This window comes from Flagellimonas maritima, assembly GCF_003269425.1.
Classification (GTDB): Bacteria; Bacteroidota; Bacteroidia; order Flavobacteriales; family Flavobacteriaceae; genus Flagellimonas; species Flagellimonas maritima.
In genome coordinates this window covers 2,027,560-2,047,429 of record NZ_CP030104.1, presented here as the reverse complement: position 1 = coordinate 2,047,429, position 19,870 = coordinate 2,027,560, and the positions used below count along the sequence as shown (strand labels likewise).

General features: G+C 38.1%; 21 protein-coding genes. 14 read left to right on the top strand and 7 right to left on the bottom strand.

From position 1 onward, the window contains the following. Nucleotides 1-8: 8 nt before the first annotated feature. Nucleotides 9-146, bottom strand: coding sequence for a hypothetical protein (locus HME9304_RS16975; protein WP_164674825.1), 138 nt, complete (start codon nucleotides 144-146; stop codon nucleotides 9-11). Nucleotides 147-334: 188 nt separating this feature from the next. Between HME9304_RS16975 and metG the strand changes: the two genes are divergently transcribed. The 5 genes from metG (at nucleotide 335) to HME9304_RS09145 (ending at nucleotide 6,780) form a co-directional block, all read left to right on the top strand. Then, nucleotides 335-2,491: a methionine--tRNA ligase gene (metG, locus tag HME9304_RS09165; RefSeq protein WP_112378306.1), complete on the top strand. Its 2,157-nt coding sequence runs from the start codon at nucleotides 335-337 to the stop codon at nucleotides 2,489-2,491. A gap of 63 nt (nucleotides 2,492-2,554) precedes the next feature. Beyond that, nucleotides 2,555-2,872 (top strand): GIY-YIG nuclease family protein, encoded by a 318-nt coding sequence (locus HME9304_RS09160; RefSeq protein ID WP_112378305.1) that lies wholly within the window; start codon nucleotides 2,555-2,557, stop codon nucleotides 2,870-2,872. A gap of 301 nt (nucleotides 2,873-3,173) precedes the next feature. Further along, nucleotides 3,174-5,303: a Tex family protein gene (locus tag HME9304_RS09155; RefSeq protein ID WP_112378304.1), complete on the top strand. Its 2,130-nt coding sequence runs from the start codon at nucleotides 3,174-3,176 to the stop codon at nucleotides 5,301-5,303. A gap of 7 nt (nucleotides 5,304-5,310) precedes the next feature. After that, the gene (locus HME9304_RS09150) at nucleotides 5,311-6,213 is read left to right on the top strand and encodes a histone deacetylase family protein (protein ID WP_112379778.1); all 903 of its coding nucleotides are present in this window, start codon (nucleotides 5,311-5,313) and stop codon (nucleotides 6,211-6,213) included. Nucleotides 6,214-6,258: 45 nt separating this feature from the next. Next, a complete protein-coding gene (locus tag HME9304_RS09145) occupies nucleotides 6,259-6,780 on the top strand; it encodes a ferritin (RefSeq protein ID WP_112378303.1) in 522 nt (173 codons plus the stop codon). Between the two features lie 272 nt (nucleotides 6,781-7,052). Here the strand turns inward: HME9304_RS09145 and HME9304_RS09140 are convergent, their stop codons facing one another. Both HME9304_RS09140 and HME9304_RS09135 read right to left on the bottom strand, forming a co-directional pair. Next, complete coding sequence (locus HME9304_RS09140) at nucleotides 7,053-7,466, bottom strand: hypothetical protein (protein ID WP_112378302.1); 414 nt, start codon at nucleotides 7,464-7,466, stop codon at nucleotides 7,053-7,055. Nucleotides 7,467-7,607: 141 nt separating this feature from the next. Continuing rightward, nucleotides 7,608-7,940 (bottom strand): single-stranded DNA-binding protein, encoded by a 333-nt coding sequence (locus HME9304_RS09135; RefSeq protein ID WP_112378301.1) that lies wholly within the window; start codon nucleotides 7,938-7,940, stop codon nucleotides 7,608-7,610. A gap of 748 nt (nucleotides 7,941-8,688) precedes the next feature. On the opposite strand from HME9304_RS09135, the gene HME9304_RS09130 reads away from it, so the two are divergent. The 4 genes from HME9304_RS09130 to HME9304_RS09115 all read left to right on the top strand — a co-directional run bounded on the left by HME9304_RS09130 (nucleotide 8,689) and on the right by HME9304_RS09115 (nucleotide 10,805). Further along, nucleotides 8,689-9,186: a Dps family protein gene (locus HME9304_RS09130; RefSeq protein WP_112378300.1), complete on the top strand. Its 498-nt coding sequence runs from the start codon at nucleotides 8,689-8,691 to the stop codon at nucleotides 9,184-9,186. Nucleotides 9,187-9,232: 46 nt separating this feature from the next. After that, nucleotides 9,233-9,703, top strand: coding sequence for a hypothetical protein (locus HME9304_RS09125; RefSeq protein ID WP_112378299.1), 471 nt, complete (start codon nucleotides 9,233-9,235; stop codon nucleotides 9,701-9,703). Nucleotides 9,704-9,808: 105 nt separating this feature from the next. Further along, on the top strand, nucleotides 9,809-10,408 hold the full coding sequence (locus HME9304_RS09120; protein WP_112378298.1) for a GNAT family N-acetyltransferase: 600 nt from the start codon (nucleotides 9,809-9,811) through the stop codon (nucleotides 10,406-10,408). Nucleotide 10,409: 1 nt separating this feature from the next. Then, complete coding sequence (locus HME9304_RS09115) at nucleotides 10,410-10,805, top strand: hypothetical protein (RefSeq protein WP_112378297.1); 396 nt, start codon at nucleotides 10,410-10,412, stop codon at nucleotides 10,803-10,805. Here the strand turns inward: HME9304_RS09115 and HME9304_RS09110 are convergent. Further along, a complete protein-coding gene (locus HME9304_RS09110; RefSeq protein ID WP_112378296.1) occupies nucleotides 10,791-11,930 on the bottom strand; it encodes a glycerate kinase in 1,140 nt (379 codons plus the stop codon). The genes HME9304_RS09115 and HME9304_RS09110 overlap by 15 nt on opposite strands. 164 nt (nucleotides 11,931-12,094) lie before the next feature. On the opposite strand from HME9304_RS09110, the gene HME9304_RS09105 reads away from it, so the two are divergent. Beyond that, a complete protein-coding gene (locus HME9304_RS09105; protein WP_239023228.1) occupies nucleotides 12,095-12,799 on the top strand; it encodes an SIMPL domain-containing protein in 705 nt (234 codons plus the stop codon). Between the two features lie 3 nt (nucleotides 12,800-12,802). On the opposite strand, the gene HME9304_RS09100 is transcribed toward HME9304_RS09105, so the two are convergent. Together HME9304_RS09100 and HME9304_RS09095 are read right to left on the bottom strand one after the other, a co-directional pair. Next, on the bottom strand, nucleotides 12,803-13,384 hold the full coding sequence (locus tag HME9304_RS09100; protein ID WP_112378294.1) for a TetR/AcrR family transcriptional regulator: 582 nt from the start codon (nucleotides 13,382-13,384) through the stop codon (nucleotides 12,803-12,805). A gap of 195 nt (nucleotides 13,385-13,579) precedes the next feature. Then, complete coding sequence (locus HME9304_RS09095) at nucleotides 13,580-14,329, bottom strand: SDR family NAD(P)-dependent oxidoreductase (RefSeq protein WP_112378293.1); 750 nt, start codon at nucleotides 14,327-14,329, stop codon at nucleotides 13,580-13,582. Between the two features lie 152 nt (nucleotides 14,330-14,481). Between HME9304_RS09095 and HME9304_RS09090 the strand changes: the two genes are divergently transcribed. From HME9304_RS09090 to HME9304_RS09075, 4 genes are all read left to right on the top strand, one after another. Continuing rightward, nucleotides 14,482-17,628, top strand: coding sequence for a VPS10 domain-containing protein (locus HME9304_RS09090; protein ID WP_112378292.1), 3,147 nt, complete (start codon nucleotides 14,482-14,484; stop codon nucleotides 17,626-17,628). Nucleotides 17,629-17,838: 210 nt separating this feature from the next. Further along, the gene (locus HME9304_RS09085) at nucleotides 17,839-18,402 is read left to right on the top strand and encodes a pentapeptide repeat-containing protein (RefSeq protein WP_112378291.1); all 564 of its coding nucleotides are present in this window, start codon (nucleotides 17,839-17,841) and stop codon (nucleotides 18,400-18,402) included. A gap of 106 nt (nucleotides 18,403-18,508) precedes the next feature. After that, on the top strand, nucleotides 18,509-19,006 hold the full coding sequence (locus HME9304_RS09080) for a DUF6265 family protein (RefSeq protein ID WP_112378290.1): 498 nt from the start codon (nucleotides 18,509-18,511) through the stop codon (nucleotides 19,004-19,006). Then, nucleotides 19,003-19,353: a hypothetical protein gene (locus HME9304_RS09075; RefSeq protein ID WP_112378289.1), complete on the top strand. Its 351-nt coding sequence runs from the start codon at nucleotides 19,003-19,005 to the stop codon at nucleotides 19,351-19,353. The genes HME9304_RS09080 and HME9304_RS09075 overlap by 4 nt, the downstream gene beginning before the upstream one ends. 11 nt (nucleotides 19,354-19,364) lie before the next feature. Here HME9304_RS09075 and HME9304_RS09070 read toward each other — a convergent pair whose 3' ends face one another. Further along, nucleotides 19,365-19,835 carry a CBS domain-containing protein gene (locus HME9304_RS09070; protein ID WP_112378288.1) on the bottom strand — a complete coding sequence of 157 codons (471 nt, stop codon included), beginning with the start codon at nucleotides 19,833-19,835 and terminating at the stop codon, nucleotides 19,365-19,367. Nucleotides 19,836-19,870: the final 35 nt, after the last annotated feature.

The window sequence follows — 19,870 nt, the reverse complement described above, 5'->3', positions numbered from 1 at the left end:
TCCTTTTTTTAAGTCAACTTGGGTTTGTTATTATCTGTTTTAAAAGATAACGCCTTCTTCACTTCATGATTTTTGTTTTTGTAGATTTTGGTCATTTCTTCTTTTTCCTCTTTTAAGATGGATTTAAATTTCTCAAGTTTCTTCATTTTTTAGGATTACCAGTACTCATGGTATCAATTTTTATAAGTGTATTCTTATAATATTTGGAATATTTAAATTTCCAACTAAAAATTAATACTGTTTTCGATGTCGGTACATTCACTAACTACTTCACATAAAGGATAGAACCACTCTAATGAAATTCTGTATTTTTGAGGCTTAATCTAAATAGTACATGTCTCAGACTTCATCATCATCAAGATATACCATTACCGCAGCGCTGCCCTATACCAATGGCCCCATCCATATTGGTCATTTGGCCGGGGTTTATGTCCCTGCGGATATCTACGCGCGATACCAAAGATTGCAGGGGAAAGATGTAGCTTTTATCTGCGGTAGCGATGAACATGGAGTGGCGATCCCCATGAGGGCCAAAAAAGAAGGCGTTACCCCAAAGGAAATTATTGACAGGTACCATGAAATTATTAAAAAGTCTTTTGTTGATTTTGGAATTTCCTTTGATAATTATTCCCGTACATCGGCAGAAATTCATCATAAAACCGCATCGGATTTCTTTGAAAAACTATATCATCAAGGAGATTTTATAGAAGAGGTTACGGAACAACTTTATGATGATGAAGCCAAGCAGTTTTTGGCAGATCGATTTGTTACGGGTACTTGTCCAAAATGCGGATATGAAGAGGCTTATGGGGATCAGTGCGAAAATTGTGGTTCATCCCTAAACGCTACTGATCTAATCAATCCAAAATCTACGATAACAGGAGCAATCCCAATATTGAAAAGGACCAAACATTGGTTTTTACCATTGGACCGTTATGAAGATTTTTTAAAAAAATGGATTTTGGAAGGCCACAAAAACGATTGGAAACCCAATGTCTACGGGCAATGTAAATCTTGGATAGATGACGGTCTAAAGCCACGTGCCGTTACGCGCGATCTGGATTGGGGAATTCCCGTACCTGTTGAAGGTGGCGAAGGAAAGGTGCTCTATGTTTGGTTCGATGCTCCCATTGGATATATCTCTTCAACAAAGGAATGGGCACAAAGAGAAGGAAGGGACTGGGAACCCTATTGGAAAGATAAAGAGAGTAAACTGCTTCACTTTATCGGTAAGGACAACATTGTTTTTCACTGTATTATCTTTCCAAGTATGCTTAAGGCACATGGTGACTTTATCTTACCGGAAAATGTACCTGCAAATGAATTTCTAAACCTAGAAGGCAACAAGCTATCAACATCCAAAAATTGGGCGGTTTGGCTACACGAGTATTTGGAGGAATTTCCAGGTATGGAAGATGTGCTTCGCTATACATTGACTGCCAACGCCCCTGAAACAAAGGATAACGATTTTACTTGGAAGGATTTTCAGGCGAGAAACAATAACGAACTCGTTGCCATTTTTGGCAATTTTATAAATCGTGTGGCGGTTCTGACCCATAAGTATTATGACGGTGCAATTCCTTACCCAGATGAATTCCACGATATTGACAAAGAAACGCTGAAGTCTTTACGGAATTTTCCAGCGCTTATTTCCAGTTCCCTGGAACGCTATAGATTTAGGGAAGCAAGTCAAGAATTAATGAACTTGGCGCGATTGGGCAATAAGTATTTGGCCGATGAAGAGCCTTGGAAGCTCATTAAAACTGATGAAAAACGTACCAAAACAGTGATGTTCGTTGCACTTCAGATTGCTACTGGTTTAGCAATTTTGAGCGAACCTTTTTTGCCGTTTACATCCAAAAAGCTTAAAAACATACTCAATATCGCTTCCACTACGCCAGTCTTGAGCAAAGTCGAAAGGCTCAGCGACCATACCGAAAATAGCACAAAAAACACTTTCGAGTCTTCTTGGAGTACTATTGAAAAAGAAGAAACCCTTATCCAATCGGGACATCAAATCAATAAAAGTGAATTGTTGTTCCGTAAAGTGGAGGACAAAGAAATTGAAGTGCAATTGGCAAAACTTGAAGCTACCAAAAAGGCGAATGCTTCGACAGAGCTCAGCACAAGTCAAATGGAAAAAGAAATTGCAAGACAAAAAGACACCATTACCTTTGATGACTTTACGAAGCTGGATATGCGAGTAGGCACCATCATAGCGGCAGAAAAAATGCCGAAAGCCAATAAACTTTTAGTGTTAAAAGTGGATACGGGCTTAGATACCCTAACCATTGTTTCAGGAATTGCAGAGAGTTTTACACCTGAAGAAATTATAGGCAAAAAAGTAACCGTTTTGGTAAATCTGGCACCTAGAAAATTACGTGGGGTTGAAAGTGAGGGGATGATTTTGATGACGGAGAACAAAGAAGGAAAATTGGTATTTGTGAACCCAGATGAGGATGGAGTTGGGAATGGTGAGGGTATAAATTAATTCCAATAATTGTATATGTATGTCACATCGAGCGCAGTCGAGATGCATGCTGAAAAAAGTTGAATGTTCAGATATTATGTCTACATCTTGTTATGTTCCGATGGTTCAACCTACACAGGAATCACCAATGACTTCAATCGAAGATTCGAAGAACATCAAAAAGGATTGAAACCACAAAGCTTTACTTATAAAAGAAGACCCGTACAACTGATTTTCAAACAAGAATTCAATAATGTGATACAAGCAATTTATTTTGAAAAGAAAATCAAAAAATGGAGTGCAAAAAAGAAGCTAGCTTTAGCAAGCGGAGATTTCAATCTACTAAAAATTTTGGCCGAATGCCGAAATGCTACACACTCAAAATATCAACCGGATGATTAGTGTACAACATCTCGACTGCGCTCGATATGACACTTCAGCCTATCAAAAAAAGAGTATAGAGTTCAGTAGATAAATACGTACTGAAAATAATTTATAATGAATTGATTATCAAATTTTTAAAATATTCAATATTGTCGGTTCGAGCGCAGTCGAGAACTGTTCGTCCGTCCAAAGTAGGTTTCAATTGCGCCTGTTTGTCGACAAAGACAGCTTTAATCTGACATTTGTTGAAAAACCATAAATTTCAATAGGTAACCATCTACTGATTTCTAAAAGAATAAATACACATCACTAAGAATCCATGCAACTCATCCCCTATATTCTAAAACAAACACATCTTTCAGAAAAAAGTATTGAAAATACCGTTGCACTATTGAACGAAGATTGTACCATTCCCTTTATATCCAGATATCGAAAAGAACGTACGGGTAATCTGGACGAAGTACAAGTAGGAGAAATCGTAAAGTTTAAAACCCAATTTGAGGCACTTGAAAAGAGAAAGCAGGCCGTCATTAAAGCAGTTGACGAACAAGGGGCACTCACTCCCGACTTAAAAAGAAAGTTTGAGAACTGCATCGATTTAGCTACATTGGAAGATATATACCTTCCCTTTAAAAAAAGTAAAAAAACAAAAGCGGAGACTGCCAGAAAACAGGGGCTTGAACCTTTGGCAAAAATCATCATGGCCCAAAAAAGCGATGAAATCGAATTTATTGCTTCCAAATATCTCAGTAATGAAATCATTAATGAGGATGATGCACTGGAAGGTGCTCGCCATATTATAGCAGAATGGATCAATGAACGTACGGATATCCGCAACCAACTACGAAATCAATTGGAGCGACATGCCTTGGTTACTACAAAGGTTGTCAAAACAAAAAAAGATGACGAAAAAGCCCAAAAATTCCGAGATTATTTTGATTGGAGCGAATCACTTAACCGATGTCCTTCGCATCGATTCTTAGCCATCCTAAGAGCGGAAAAAGAAGGTTTTATCCGTGTAAAAATTGAAATTGATCATGATAGGGCACTCGACAACATGGAGAGGCGCATCATAAAATCGGACAATGCCTGTACCGTTCAAATTAAATTTGCCATTGCCGATGCTTACAAACGATTGTTGTTCCCTTCCTTGTCCAGTGAGCTTCTAAGAAATGCCAAAGAAAAAGCGGATACCGATGCTATTCAGGTTTTTTCCAAGAACTTAAAACAATTGTTGCTTGGTGCGCCTTTGGGCGAGAAGCGAATTTTGGCCATAGACCCTGGTTTTAGAACAGGATGCAAGGTGGTTTGCCTGGACGCGCAGGGAGATTTAAAGCACAACGAAACCATTTATCCCCATGCGCCCCAAAACAAAAGTTCGGATGCCATTAAAAAAATAAGTTCTTTGGTGGATGCGCACAAAATTGAAGCTATTGCCATAGGAAACGGAACGGCATCGCGCGAAACGGAACGATTGGTAAAGCGAATATCCTTTAAAAACCCTATTGAAGTATTTGTGGTCAGCGAGGCGGGTGCCTCTATTTATTCAGCTTCAAAAATAGCACGGGACGAATTTCCCAATTACGATGTTACCGTACGGGGAGCGGTTTCTATTGGTCGCCGTTTGGCCGATCCATTGGCGGAATTGGTCAAAATAGATGCAAAATCCATCGGTGTAGGACAATACCAGCACGATGTGGATCAGACAAAACTCAAAACTTCGTTGAATACGGTCGTGGAAAGTTGCGTAAACACTGTTGGTGTGAACATAAACACCGCTAGCGTTCCTTTACTTAGCTATGTATCCGGTATTGGACCTAAACTTGCCGAAAATATAGTCGCTTATAGAAATGAAAACGGTGCCTTTAAGAGCAGGGAAGAAATTAAAAAAGTTCCCCGTTTGGGCGGTAAAGCCTTTGAGCAGGGTGCTGGATTCTTACGCATAAAAGATGGCATCAATCCTTTGGATGATTCCGCGGTGCATCCTGAAAGTTATCCTATTGTTTCAAAAATGGCCAAGGACAAAGGGATAGCGGTATCAGCTATTGTTCAAAACGAAGCTGTCATACAACAGATAGATTTAGAATCGTATTGCACGAACACCGTTGGAATGCCGACCTTGAAGGATATTCTAGAAGAGTTGAAACGACCGGGGCTGGACCGTAGGGAAAAAGCAAAGCTTTTCACCTTCAATCAAAATATCAAGCAAATTACCGATTTACAGCAAGGCCAATTGTTACCTGGAATTGTCAACAATATTACCAATTTTGGGTGTTTTGTGGATATTGGCATCAAAGAAAGTGGTCTTATCCATGTTTCGAACCTATCCGATTCTTTTGTGAAAGATGTAAATGCGCATGTCAGTTTGCATCAGCAAATCGTAGTAAAAGTTTTGGATGTTGATGTACCGAGAAAACGTATTCAATTGGCGTTGCACAAAAAAGATTGATTTTATAATGCTCAAAATTGCCTTTCATCCTATTTATAAGCATCCTTTACCAGAGGGTCATCGCTTTCCCATGATCAAATACGATCTTTTACCGCAGCAATTGTTGCATGAAGGCACCTGTGATGATGCTAATTTTTTTCAACCAGGAACTCCGAACGATACTGTCATTTTAGCGGCACATGAAGAGGAATACTATAACAAGCTCATCAATCTAGACATTAAACCAAGCGCCGCCCGAAAAATAGGTTTTCCATTAAGTAATGAGCTGGTACAAAGGGAGCGGATTATAGCGGACGGCACCATAAAAGGCTGTGAATTTGCTTTGGAGCATGGCATAGCCATGAACATTGCGGGAGGCACACACCATGCTTATTCCAACCGAGGTGAAGCATTCTGCATGCTGAACGATCAAGCCATTGGTGCCAAGTTTCTTCAAAATGAGGGTTTGGCACAAAAAATATTGATTGTGGATTTAGATGTACACCAGGGCAATGGTACGGCTAAAATATTTCAGGATGACGATTCGGTTTTTACATTTTCAATGCATGGCAGCGGAAATTATCCGTTTAAAAAAGAAATATCCGATTTGGATATCCCCCTTGAGAAAGGAATAACAGATGGGGAATATCTTTCTATCTTAAAAAATACACTCCCAGAACTTGTAACAAAGGTGAACCCCGACTTTATTTTTTATCTCTGTGGCGTGGATGTACTTTCTTCGGATAAACTGGGAACGCTGGGAATGACTTTGAATGGTTGTAAGGAGCGCGACCGCTATGTGCTCCAAACATGTTTTGATGCCAAAGTTCCCGTGCAATGTAGTATGGGCGGCGGGTATTCCCCTGATATTAAAACCATTGTGGAGGCCCATGCAAACACATTTCGTTTGGCACAGGAGATTTACTTCTAGTCTTGCGGCCCTTTAATTTGTAACTTTGTAGTAAAGCATAGAATTATGTTATCTAAAAAACTGGAAAAAGCACTCAACAATCAGATAAAGATAGAGGCCGAATCCTCACAAGTATATCTATCAATGGCATCTTGGGCAGAGATAAAAGGTCTGGAAGGAATCGCAGGATTTATGTACGGCCACTCGGATGAAGAACGTATGCACATGCTCAAACTGGTCAAATATGTAAACGAACGTGGCGGTCATGCTCAGATTTCACAATTAAAAGCTCCGAAAATAGACTTTGTCTCTTTTCAAAAAATGTTTGAAGAGCTATATGAACATGAAATTTTTGTTTCAAAAAGCATTAATGATTTGGTACATGTAACCTTGGAAGAAAAGGACTATGCAACACATAACTTCTTACAATGGTACGTTGCCGAACAAATTGAAGAAGAAGCTTTGGCAAGGACTATCTTGGACAAAATAAATCTCATCGGTAACGATAAAGGCGGATTGTACCTTTTTGATAGGGATGTGCAACAAATTAATGTGGAAAGTGCAGCTTCCAACACCATGGGAGAATAATTTTTTGATTATTTATTTAGATTAATTTAAAATAACTATTTTTGTCTCATCTGTACTTTACGATGGGTAAAAAGAAAAATAAATCCAATAAAAAGAAAAAGGCACTATTAAAAGAGTTGTCTTTGACCAATTGTAAAACCAAGTGCTGTAAAAAATTTAAAAAGGGAGAAAATAAGCGCTGTAAACGCTGCCCATGTTTTGACCTACTTAAGAAAGTAGCATAGAAAACCACCTAATAGGTGGTTTTTTTATTGTTATGCTTATTAACGAATTTAATTTTTAATACCCGATTGGGCTACCTTACTGGCATTTTTACCGAGCTCATAGTCAGAGTCCAATAATGATACATAGGCTTTGGCCTTCTGAAAATAAAGTTCGCTATGCGACATTTTATGTTCGCAGTTGCCCAGATGCTCTGCATATGCATCTTTCTTACTTTTCATGTAGACCAAATATGAGGTGAAATCGATTTTACCTAAATGTCTTTCGTAGTTTTCTTGGTCTGCCCAATAATCAGATTCATCTTGATTGCTTAAAAGAAAAAGTGATTGTTCGTAATCTGCATCGCGCTGAGCCAATCTTTCGTAAAATCGCAATCCAATTACGGAATTCGCACTCTGTTGAGCCACTATCCCAAGGGAATAGCTACAGATTAAGACCAACAAAATGAAACGAATTGCTTTCATGACAATAACAGCTATACTATTGGACGAACACTTACAATCATTGTTACTCGATTTTCCTTTAATTTAAAGTTAAATCAGATTTTAAAAGAAGAAAGAGGGCGATTGACCCTCTTTCTCGATAATGTGCAAGCTGTATTATATTTATTTGCCCAGCATCAATAACTCATTACATTTAATTTCTGTGATATATCGTTTCTCTCCTTCTTTGGTTTCGTAAGAGCGTGTAACCAATTTTCCTTCAATGGCTACTTCTTTGCCTTTCATTAAATAATTTTCGACAATTTCGGCCGTTTTCCCCCAAGCCACGATATTGTGCCATTGCGTATCCGTAACTTTCTCTCCCTCGGAATTCTTGTAGGATTCATTGGTAGCAATTGAGAACTTGGCCAGTTTGCTGCCATTTTCCAATAGTACGATTTCTGGGTCGTTGCCCAAGTTTCCAATCAACTGTACTTTGTTTCTTAGTGAATTCATGTTTTAAATTTTACGTGTTAAACAGTTAATACTATCGAACGCTTATCATTCGACAGGGCAAACATAATAGCAAGAAAAAACACGAAACGGTTTTAAAACGTTTGTTTTCGTTTGTAAACGGATGTAAATGATTGAAAATAGATAATCTCTTTGCCTCCCTTCCCAAATCCTAGATTCTTTTCAACTCCAAAAGGGTTCTCTAACTTTTTAAAATGATATTCCCGTTTATAAGATTTTATTGATAATTTGTGAAACTTTCTTTGTTTGGCTTGCAAATTGGAACATGGAGAATAACAACTACGGGAATGAATTGTCTAATTTTAAGTACTGGATATACTTCGTAATTGGCACCATATGTATAGTCCATGCAGTTTTTTATTTGCAAGAAATGTGATTGGCATAATTTAAATTGTATGGATCTTTATCTCTTTGTATATAATTGACCAAAACATTATAAGCATTAATTCTGATTTCTTTTCAGTACTACCGAGAGAAACGTTAAAAGCTGTTAAAAACTTGACTTTTTTCTAAAAATCTATATATTGATAGTATGATTTATTCGAGAAAACACATATCCATCTACGTGTTCTAAGTCAAGTAATTGACTTATACTATTTACATTGGGAAATTCTAATTCCCACCCCTCCAAAATACATTAAACAGAATTTGATAAGCACAAGGCTTTCAAAATATAATCTTGAACGCCATACACTTATCGAGCATTTATTAATTCACAAACGAAATTAAGATGGAAAATATAAAAACTTCAGAAAATAAAACTTTTAAAAAATTAGGATTTACATATCTAGAAACCGCTGAAATAGTGGTAACCCTAAATACATTATTGGCAAACTATCAGGTATTCTACAACAAGTTGAGAAACTTTCACTGGAATATTGAGGGACCGGAATTTTTTGAACTACATGAAGAATTTGAAAATGAATACAACACGGTAAAAGAGAACATCGATATTGTAGCGGAAAGAATTAGGGTATTTGGCGTAAAAACAAACTTTACGTTGGAGAAATCCCTAGAGTTGTCTGAAATTAAGGAGAACAAGGACAATTTGTCCGCACTTGAAATGGTAAGGGAAACTCTAAAAGATTTTGAAATCCTCCACAATAGCATGATGGAAGGTATCAACGCATCCTTGGAAACCGGAGATATTGCCACTGAACAAATGTTGACCGATTTCTTAAGGGAGTTGGAAAAAAGAAATTGGATGTTCACTTCTTACTTGAAATAATCGATAAACCTTATTAAAATAATTTTTTTAATCTAAAACAGTTCACATGAAAAATATAGTATCACTTATAGCAATAGCAGCACTATCAACATCTCTAACGTTCGCACAAACCAACGAATCAGGTTCTATGGAATCTACAACGGTTCAAACATTTCCCGTGACAATTAACGGTACTCAAAAGGAGTACAGCGTAAAAGTTATGGAGCGAAGAAATTATTCCGTAGCGTTCAAAGAAGAGGACGCCGGAAAACGTGATAAAGCCAGAAAAATAATCCCTGGAAAAGTCACCAAGTTGATTGCTGTTGACATCAATAATGACGACATGTATGAACATTATATGGTATTAAAATATAAAAAAGCCAAAAACCAAGACTTTAAACTTATGCCGACCGACAATGGTTTTATTGTGAAAGTTGATGATAAAACATTGGAATACTTAGCAGAAGATGACATCTACATTATTAATAAAGAAAATGAAAATTTCTTTTATGTAGACGAATTTAAAGAGATTGGATAAGAATTTCTGATTTCGTTTTTTGATTGATAAGAGGACCGGGCGTTGCCCGGTCTTTTTATTTTAAAACAACATTAAACTTATATTTGATCAGCTAAAACATAGTTTATGGATTCATGGTTACAACCTATTGAACTTGAAGGAAATTTGGTCAAACTGATTCCCATGCAACAATTGCACAAAGAAGGTTTATTGCAAGCGGCCGCAGACGGTAATCTCTGGGAGTTGTGGTATACATCGGTTCCATCTGAAAACACAGTGGATGAATACATGGAATTTGCTTTAAAGGAACAAGATGAAAATCGTGCCCTCCCCTTTGTTGTTATTGATAAAAGAACAAATAAAATAGTAGGTTCCACACGATTTTGCAATATCGATGCTGCAAACAGAAGGGCAGAAATAGGATATACCTGGTATGCAAAACAAGTACAACGTACAGGCATCAATACAGAATGTAAATATTTGATGCTACAGCACGCTTTTGAGGCATTAAATGCAATTGCCATTGAATTCAAGACCAATTTCCATAATTTTCCGTCACGCAATGCCATCTTGCGCTTGGGAGCAAAACAGGAGGGCATTATCAGAAATCATAGGATCGATAAAAAAGGAATTGTACGGGATACGGTTCTGTTTTCTATTCTGGAAAATGAATGGGGAGCTGTAAAAACTTCGTTGGAATTTAAAATGAAGAAAAAATATTCTTAAAATGACAGATTTGAATTTTATGTATCAGTTTGAAAAAGGAACATATCCTCCCTCATTATTTACACATGAAGCACATCTACGCTTGGCATGGGTTCACATAACCAAGTATGGTGTTAATACGGCAATCACGAACGTAACGCAACAGATTAAACAATTTACGGTTATTCACAACGCAGCGGATAAATACAACCATACTTTGACCATAGCAGCCATAAGGGCCGTTTATCATTTTATGATCAAATCAAAATCCGATAATTTTCAAGATTTTATAAAAGAGTTTCCTAGATTAAAATTCAATTTTAAGGAATTGATGGCATGCCATTACGGATTTGACATCTACCGGTCCCCAATGGCAAAAGTCAAGTATTTGCAACCTGACCTTTTACCTTTTGATTGAAGTTTGCAATAGTTTGGCAAAATTGTAGCTGGCAAGTTCCAAATTGTTGAAACTGTTTTGTTTTGCCTCGTGGAGAGAACCTACCCTATTCAAAATTGATGTTACATATTGAAGTCCCAGAGTTTTAAGTTCTGGTAAAGAAATAGAAACAGACCCACAAAAAGCAGCTACAGGAATATTCCTTTTTTGAGCGGCTTGGAGTACCCCACTTATGGTTTTACCAGATAACGTCTGGGCATCCAATTGGCCTTCTCCGGTAATGATCCAATCTGCATCGTTAATGGCATCATCAAATCCCGCCATTTCCATGACAAGATTTATTCCTGAAGACAAAGTGCCATTGAGAAACACCATAGCACCAAAACCCATTCCTCCTGCAGCGCCTGCTCCCTTACTATTATGTATTTCTTTGCCAAATGTTGACCCTACTACTTCTGAAAAATGTTGAAGTCCCTTGTCCAACAAATTCACTTCGCTTTTAGATGCACCCTTTTGTGGCCCATAAATAAACGCAGCCCCATTTTTCCCGTACAATGGATTGGTAACATCACACGCTACCTTCACCGTTGTCATTGGCAGTCTTTTATGGACATTCAGTGAAACAATTTTTCTGACAGAAGTAAGATTCTTTCCTATAGGATTCAACACATTTCCATTTTCATCTAAAAATGTATAGCCCAAAGCTGTTGCCATACCCATTCCGCCATCATTTGTCGCGCTGCCACCAATCCCCAAGATGATTTCGTTGGCGCCTTTTTCCAGCGCATCAACAATCAACTCGCCAGTACCCTGCGAAGTTGTGTACATACAATTCAATTCATCCTTGGAAAGCAACTTATAACCAGAAGCTTCGGACATTTCAATAAAGGCTGTCTTTTTATCATCAGAGAGTAGATATTCAGCTTCAATATCCCGAAAAAGGGGGTCTTTGACCACGACCTTAACCTTAGAAGCTTTCAAATAGCTTTTTACAACTTCTAAAGTGCCATCGCCACCATCCGCAAGGGGTTTGCTAATAATCGTAGCATCAGGGAGAACCAATCCAATACCGCTCTCGACCGCAGCACAAAATTGCTGCCCAGATAGAGAACCTTTGTATTTGTCGGGAGCAAGAACGAATTTCATATAGTTGGATTTATCTGATAGCTGATTAAAACTTAGTCTAAAAATAACGAAAGAAACAAATCCATAGAATCTAAGATCCGCTTCTATTTTATTTAACTTTTAAGAACAACCTACGTTTTGCACCTTGTGGCAAAGTATTTACCTTTAAACAAAATAAAGTACAAATGATGAAACATACCCTAATTCCTATACTCTGTCTTTTATTTACGACCGCACTTTTGAGTCAAACCAAGAATTTCTTGGATATTCCCTATTTGGAAACCTCTGCAAGGGTCGATACTTTGGTTACACCGGACAAGATTTATCTGAACATCACTATTCAAGAAAAAGATTCCAAAGGACGGAAATCCGTTGAAGAGCAAGAAAATAAAATGGCCAGTAGACTTAGAGCCTTAGGTATAGATTTAGATAAGCAATTGGTCATCAAAGATCTGAGCAGTAACTTCAAAAAATACTTTCTTAGAGGAAAAGAAGTCCTTAAAAGCAAGCAGTATTCACTTTTGGTCTATTCTGGAAAAAAAGCTGGTGAAGTTATGGTTGCATTGGAAAGATTGGACATCTCCAATACCTATCTAGAAAAAACCGAGTACTCAAAAATGGATGCTCTGGAATTGACACTAAAATCCGATGCGGTCAAAAAGGCCAAGAAAAAGGCGGAGGCACTCACAACACCTTTAGGGCAATCTGTGGGAGCTGCGATACATATTCTTGATGTTTCCACACCTTACTATCCAAGGTATAATCAATCAGTACGAATGGAAATGAAAACTACTGCCATGGATATGGAGGAAGCAGAACCTTTGGATATCGATTTTGAAAAGATAAAAGTGGAGACTTCCGTCAATGTCAAATTTAGGATTGTTGAGTAGGTATCAATCAAGCACCGAAAGACCGCCCTTGACCATACTTTTAAGTTTTTGTCGGTCGGGATCTATCTTTGCCAGTACGCGCATACCATTGTAAAGTGTAAAAAGCATAAGTCCTATGTTATTCGGATTTTTAAGGGGAGCTATTTCGCCTGAATCAATCCCTTTTTGGATATAGTCGATAAAGAGTTTTTCGATATTTTCCTTGTTTTCTTTTAATACTTTATGAATCTTTTTATCACTGGGAACGAGCTCTGTTGTGGTGTTGACCACAAAACAACCTTTTCTGCACTCATCCTCTATTGATTCTTGAATGGCCTTATCAAAAAGTATGTTTAACCCTTCTTTTACGCTATGCTCTTTTTCAAAAAGTGTTTTTATAATTGTTCCATTAGTATTCCTGTAGTGTTGAAAAGCTTTGTTAAAAAGTTCTTCCTTCCCGCCAAACGTATCATAAAGACTTGCTCTATTTATTCCCAAACGCAATACCAAATCTTGCATTGAAGTGGCATGAAACCCTTTTTCCCAAAAGAGTTCCATGGCCTTGTTCAATACTTCTTTTTCATTAAATTGTTTTGTTCTGGGCATTATTCTGGAATAATTGTTCCAAATTTATTTAAAAAAATTGATTCCACTTTATTGTACCAGCATTCAATCCAATTGTCACATCGAGCGCAGTAGAGATGTTTTTGTCGAACTTTCGATTGCGCTCAAGGTAACAAAAACATATTTCAAACATCTTATTTGGCTAGTGGTACAATAGCGGATATACAATAAAAGAAATTAGACTTGGGCAAAACCACCATCCACAGGAATTTCCGTTCCAGTAATGTAACTGCTGTCCGAAGAAGCCAAAAACAACGCTGTATTGGCTATCTCATCGGAGTTACCAAATCTTCCCAAGGATACCAAGGAAGGAAAGTTTGATGCCATTTCATCTATATTTTCTTGAGGCACATTGTGTTTTCCATAAATTGGCGTATCAATAGGTCCAGGCGCTATGGCGTTTACGCGAATACCTCTAGGACCAAATTCAGCAGCCAATGTTCTTGTCAAAGACCTTAAGGCAGCTTTACTGGAACCATAGGCTGCCATTCCCACGAAACCTTTTACGTTCACCACCGAAGTATTGAAAATGATACTGGCTCCCTCATTCAATTGTTCAAACGCTGCTTTGACCGTGAATAAAGGACCCCTGACGTTGATATTGTGAACCTCATCAAAAACCTCTTCTGTAAGATTATCGATGGTTTCAATTCTAAAGATTCCGGCATTCAGGAAAAGAATATCGATTTTACCAAATTTGGAAACCGTTTGGGCTATTAACTTTTCACTATCAGAAATACTTGATGCTTCTGCGTTAACCAAAAGATAATCTCCAGATAATTCAGTTTTTAAAGCATCCAATTTTTCTTGGTTTCTACCTGTCAGTACAACTTTTGCTCCCTCTTCAAGGAACTTTTTTGCAGTTTGTAAACCCATTCCACTGGTGGCACCAGTAACTATTGCTACTTTGTTTTCTAATTTTTTCATAATATAAAATTTATTTAAAGTTTATTTTGGAACGTTCATTCCGAAACAAATATACTCTATCTGGAATGATTGTTCCAAATAAAAATTGAACTTTATCTTTTCATTAACAATCGGATAGGTTTTGTATCTTTCTATGGACTAATTCCAACCTTATGAAAATCATTCAACTTGTTCTTGTAGTACTATTATTTTTTCCCTCAAATAGCGAAGCGCAACGCAGAAAAAAAAAGACTGTTTCTCCTAACATCGTTCTCAATGATTCGGTATACCATGGATTAAAATGGCGAAACATTGGTCCTTTTAGAGGAGGACGAAGTGTAGCTTCTTCTGGTGTGGTAGGCCAGCCCATGACCTATTATATGGGCTCTACCGGTGGTGGAATTTGGAAAACCACTAATGATGGCATCACTTGGAAGAACATTTCCGATGGGCAGCTCAATACTGGGACCGTCGGTGCCATTGCGGTATCGGAAAGCAATCCCAACATTGTGGTAGCGGGCATGGGCGAGCATGCTGCTAGAGGTGTTATGACCTCCATGGGCGATGGCGTTTACAAATCCACTGACGGAGGAAAAACCTGGAAGCACATCGGACTTGATGAAACCCGGCATATTTCTGATGTAATCATAAATCCTAAAAATCCAAATATCATTTTCGTAGCAGCACAGGGTGCACAGTATGGAGCTTCAAAAGAAAGGGGCATTTACCGTTCCTTGGATGGTGGGACTACTTGGGAAAATGTACTTTTTGTAGATGAAAAAACAGGAGCTTCGTCCCTGTCCATGGATATGAAAAATCCATTGATTCTCTACGCGGCCATGTGGCAGCATACACGCTATCCCTGGACTATGGAATCCGGTGGAACCTCATCCGGTATTTATAAATCAAACGATGGAGGAACTACTTGGGAAAAATTGAAGGAAGGCCTGCCCGATGAGTTTGGTAAAGTTGGAATTTCGGTGTCACGTGCCAATCCAGAACTCGTTTTTGCCGTAATTGAAGCCGAAGGTAAAAAAGGAGGTGTCTACCGAAGCGATGATGCAGGTAAAAAATGGAAACAAGTCAATTCCGACCGAATCAACATTGCCAGGTCTTGGTATTATATGGAAATCTTTGCCGACCCTCAAGATGAAAACCTTGTGTACGTGCTCAACGCTCCCGTGACCAAATCCATTGATGGTGGAAAGACCTTTACGCCCTTACCTACTCCCCATGGGGATAATCATCATCTATGGATAAACCCCAACGACAATACCAAAATGATCAACTCCAACGATGGTGGCGCAAACATTTCCAACAATGGAGGTAAAAGTTGGAGTACACAGCAAAATCAGGCTACCGCCCAATTTTATAGGGTTATCACAGATAATCTTGTCCCCTATAATGTCTATGGCGGGCAGCAGGACAATTCGGCCATCGCGATTGCCAGTAGAACCAATGATGGTGGAATTGATTGGAAAGACTGGTACTCCGTTGCTGGCTGTGAAAGTGCCTATCTGGCATTTGACCCAGATAATCCCGAAGTAGTTTACGGTGGCTGCTACCAAGGTATCATTGAAAAATGGGTGAAGGCTTCCAGAGAGGGCAAGGCCATAAAGGAATATCCAGAACTTGGTTTAGGAAAAGTACCAAAGGACTTTAAGTTTAGATACAATTGGAATGCTCCAATTATCAGTTCTCCCCATGACCGCAACACCATTTACCATGCGGGCAATGTGGTTTTCAAAACAACGGATGGAGGACACAGCTGGGATGTTATAAGCCCAGATTTAACACGTAATGAAATTGAAAAGCAGGGTCCTGGTGGTGGGCCGTACACCAATGAAGCTGCTGGTGGCGAAAATTACAACACCCTTATGTACTTGGTTGAATCACCACATGAACAAGGTGTGTTATATGCCGGTAGTGATGACAGTCTTGTTCATATTACTAAAGACGGCGGTAATAATTGGACCAACATTACTCCGCCAAATCTCCCCGAAGGCATCATCAACAGTATCGAAGTTTCTCCCCATGATGCTGCTACCGCTTACATTACAGTAATGCGCTATAAGTTCATGGATTTGAAACCGTATATTTTTAAAACCTCCAATTATGGCGAAACATGGACAAAAATCACCGATGGTTTCGAAGACAAGCATACTTTTGTGCGCGTTGTTCGAGAGGATAAAAAGAAAAAAGGCTTGTTATATGCAGGTACAGAAACGGGACTCTATGTTTCTTTGGATGATGGACAAAATTGGCAAAAATTTCAATTGAACCTCCCTATAGTCCCTATAAATGACCTTGTAATTCAGGACAACGATCTGGTTGCGGCCACTGCTGGGCGTTCTTTTTGGATTTTGGATGACTTGGGTGCCATTCAAAACAGTTTTGACACCACGGAAAAATTGAAAATCTTTAAGCCGAAGGATACCTATCGGATTTTTGGAGGAAGTCCCGAGAAGCCTGTTCCGGGATTGGGACAAAATCCAAAGCAAGGCATAACCTTCGATTATTATTTACCAAAAGAAGCAGACTCTTTGGATTTAAAACTGGAGGTGCTTCAAAACGGAAAAACAATCCGGACTTTGACCAACGAGAAGGCGAAAGATTTTAAATCGTGGCCCGGTGGACCACCCAAACCAGTAGTGCTTCCTTCAAAAAAGGGATACAATCGTTTTACTTGGGATTTTAGCAAAGACCCCCTACCATCCATAGATAAAGTGTTCGTTTTTGGAAATTACAATGGCGCTAGCGTTGCACCTGGAAACTATACCTTGCGTTTGACTTTGGAGAATGAAACCGTAGAAACCTACGCAACCATTTTACCCAATCCAAAAATAAATGCCACAGAAGCCGAATATGCAGAGCAACAAGAGGTTTTGAATCAAATCGAAAACACGGTACGTTCCATGCACGAAGCTGTTAACCAAATGCGTTCCGCAAAATCACAATTAGAAAGCTATAACAAGCTTTTAAAAAACAATGAAGATGCAGACGAACTCGTAAAACTTGGTGATTCACTGATCAAAAGAATTGAAATATGGGAGGAAAAGCTCATTCAGCCCAAACAGAAAACCTTTCAAGATGTAATTAATTTCAATAACCGGCTCAATGCGGATTTTATGCATTTAAAGGGCTTTGTGGATTCTGCTGAACCAAAGGTGACCGAAGGAGCAAAAGAACGTCTACGCGACTTAATGGCACAATGGAGGATTTTTGAGAACGAAAAGAATGATATCGTTACCAATGAAATGTCCAACTATAATGAACTTTACAAAACGTTGAGGTTACCCGCTATTTTGTTGGATGACTAGCAAATACTATTATGGGATTGAGTCGTCAAGGGTCAAGGGTCAAGGGTCAAGGGTCAAGGGTCAAGGGTCAAGGGTCAAGGGTCAAGATAAAAAAAGTCTATTTTCTTGGCTCTTGGAGCGCCACGGTCTTGATTCTTGATAACTCTTATACTATGATTATATGGCACTCGCAACAATGTCTCAAGGAAATCTAATCATAAAACAGACGATTTGTTTATAGCCGATAAAGAATTTCAGGGAATTGATTATACGCAAAACCGATTACCAAAGGGAGACTATGAAAATTGTCTTTTTGAGAACTGTACTTTCGCCAAAGGGTATTTGGACAACCAGAACTTTATGGAATGTACATTTGCAAACTGCGATCTGACCAATACCAATATAAAATATACCATTTTTAAAGAATCCGTTTTTAAGGATTCCAAGCTCGTTGGTCTTCGTTTTGAAGATTGCAATGACTTTCTGTTATCCGTCCAATTTGAAAATTGCAATTTAACCTTGGCTTCCTTCTTTAAGGTCGGGTTAAAAGCAACTTCTTTTTTGGAGTGTAGACTCATTGAAGTGGATTTTACCGAAACGAATTTGAACAAAGCCATATTTTACAACTGCAATTTGGAAAAAACCATCTTTTTTCAAACAGTTTTGGATGAAGCTGATTTGAGCACCTCCTTCAATTTTGACATTGACCCTGAAAAGAATTCGTTGAGAAAGGCCAAGTTTTCTAAAGAGGGACTTATAGGGCTTTTGAAAAAACATGAAATTAAAATAGTATGACTGTCCAAAATAGTATAGCCAAAAACGTCTTTGGATTACAAGTTTGGCATCTTCATTCCAGTTTTTGAAGACCTATGCCATCTTTTAATTCAATAAAACTTAAATTATGCGACAGTTTTTTATGCTATGTTTTTTTGTAACTATCTCTTCCAAAGGACAGAACACGCTCTCATTTAAAAAAGGTGATATCTCACCAAAAGCTTCTTTGACAGAGGTGGCCTGGATGGAAGGTCATTGGAAAGGAGAAGCATTTGGGGGAATTGCAGAAGATCTATGGAGCCCTCCATCCGGAGGTTCTATGATGTTTGTTTTTAGACATATTTTAGAAGGAAAAGTAAATTTCTACGAAATCGGACATTTTAGGGAAATTGATGGAACACTCGTTTTTGAACTAAAACATTTTAACGCAGATTTAAAAGGTTGGGAAGAAAAAAATGTAGTTCAGACTTTTAAATTAATCAAAGTGGATGGAAATCGCGTATATTTCGATGGATTTACCTTTGAAAAGGTCACGCCCAATGAAGTTAATATTTATGCCATAATTGGTGGAAAAGAACAAAACCCCAAGGAAATACTATTTAATTACAAAAAAGTGTTACGTTGACAAAAGAGTGCTTGGAATGCGGTACAAAGCTGGTGGGAAGGGTAGATAAAAAATATTGCTCTGACCATTGCAGGAATGCCTACAACAATAAACTTAATAAGGACAGTAAAAACTTGGTCCGGAATATCAATAATAAGCTTAGAAAAAACTATCGAATATTGAACAGTTTTTCCTTAAAAGAAGGGAAAACCACCACTACCAAGATGAAGTTGATGGACAAAGGTTTTGATTTCGATTTTATAACCAATTTATATACCACAAAAAAAGGAAGCACCTATTACTTTCTCTATGATCTGGGGTATCTGCCTTTGGACAATGACCGTTATATGATTGTAAAGCGCGAATAGAAACTAAGTAGTTATTTCCAGCTTTGTGAGCTTAACTTAAGTGCCGCTATAACAATATCCTTACGGCTTATTTGACCGACCAGAATATCATTCTTCATTACAGGCAATCTGCGCCTGTTATGTCTGTCAAAGACACCTGCTGCATCAAAAATACTCATATCGAAAGGTATGGTTTCCACATTTTTGGTCATAAAACGTTCCACACTTTTATCCAATATGGGTTGATTAAAATATCTGCTTTCAGAAATTTGTTTCATGCAATCCGCTTCCGAAATAATCCCTACCAGAAAACCATTTTTATCCATTACGGGACCACCGGATATATGATGTTTTGCAAAAGCTTCCATCACCTCTAAAATAGATTGCTCCGGTGTAAATGTAACGAGCTTCTTTGTCATGTAATCTTCTACAAGTATTGGGGCATTGTATTTTTTCTTTAGGGATTCTTTAGATCTAGCTCCTTGAAAACTCTTGATTGCCATAGCATTACATTTTGGGTTGATTAATAAATATAGGG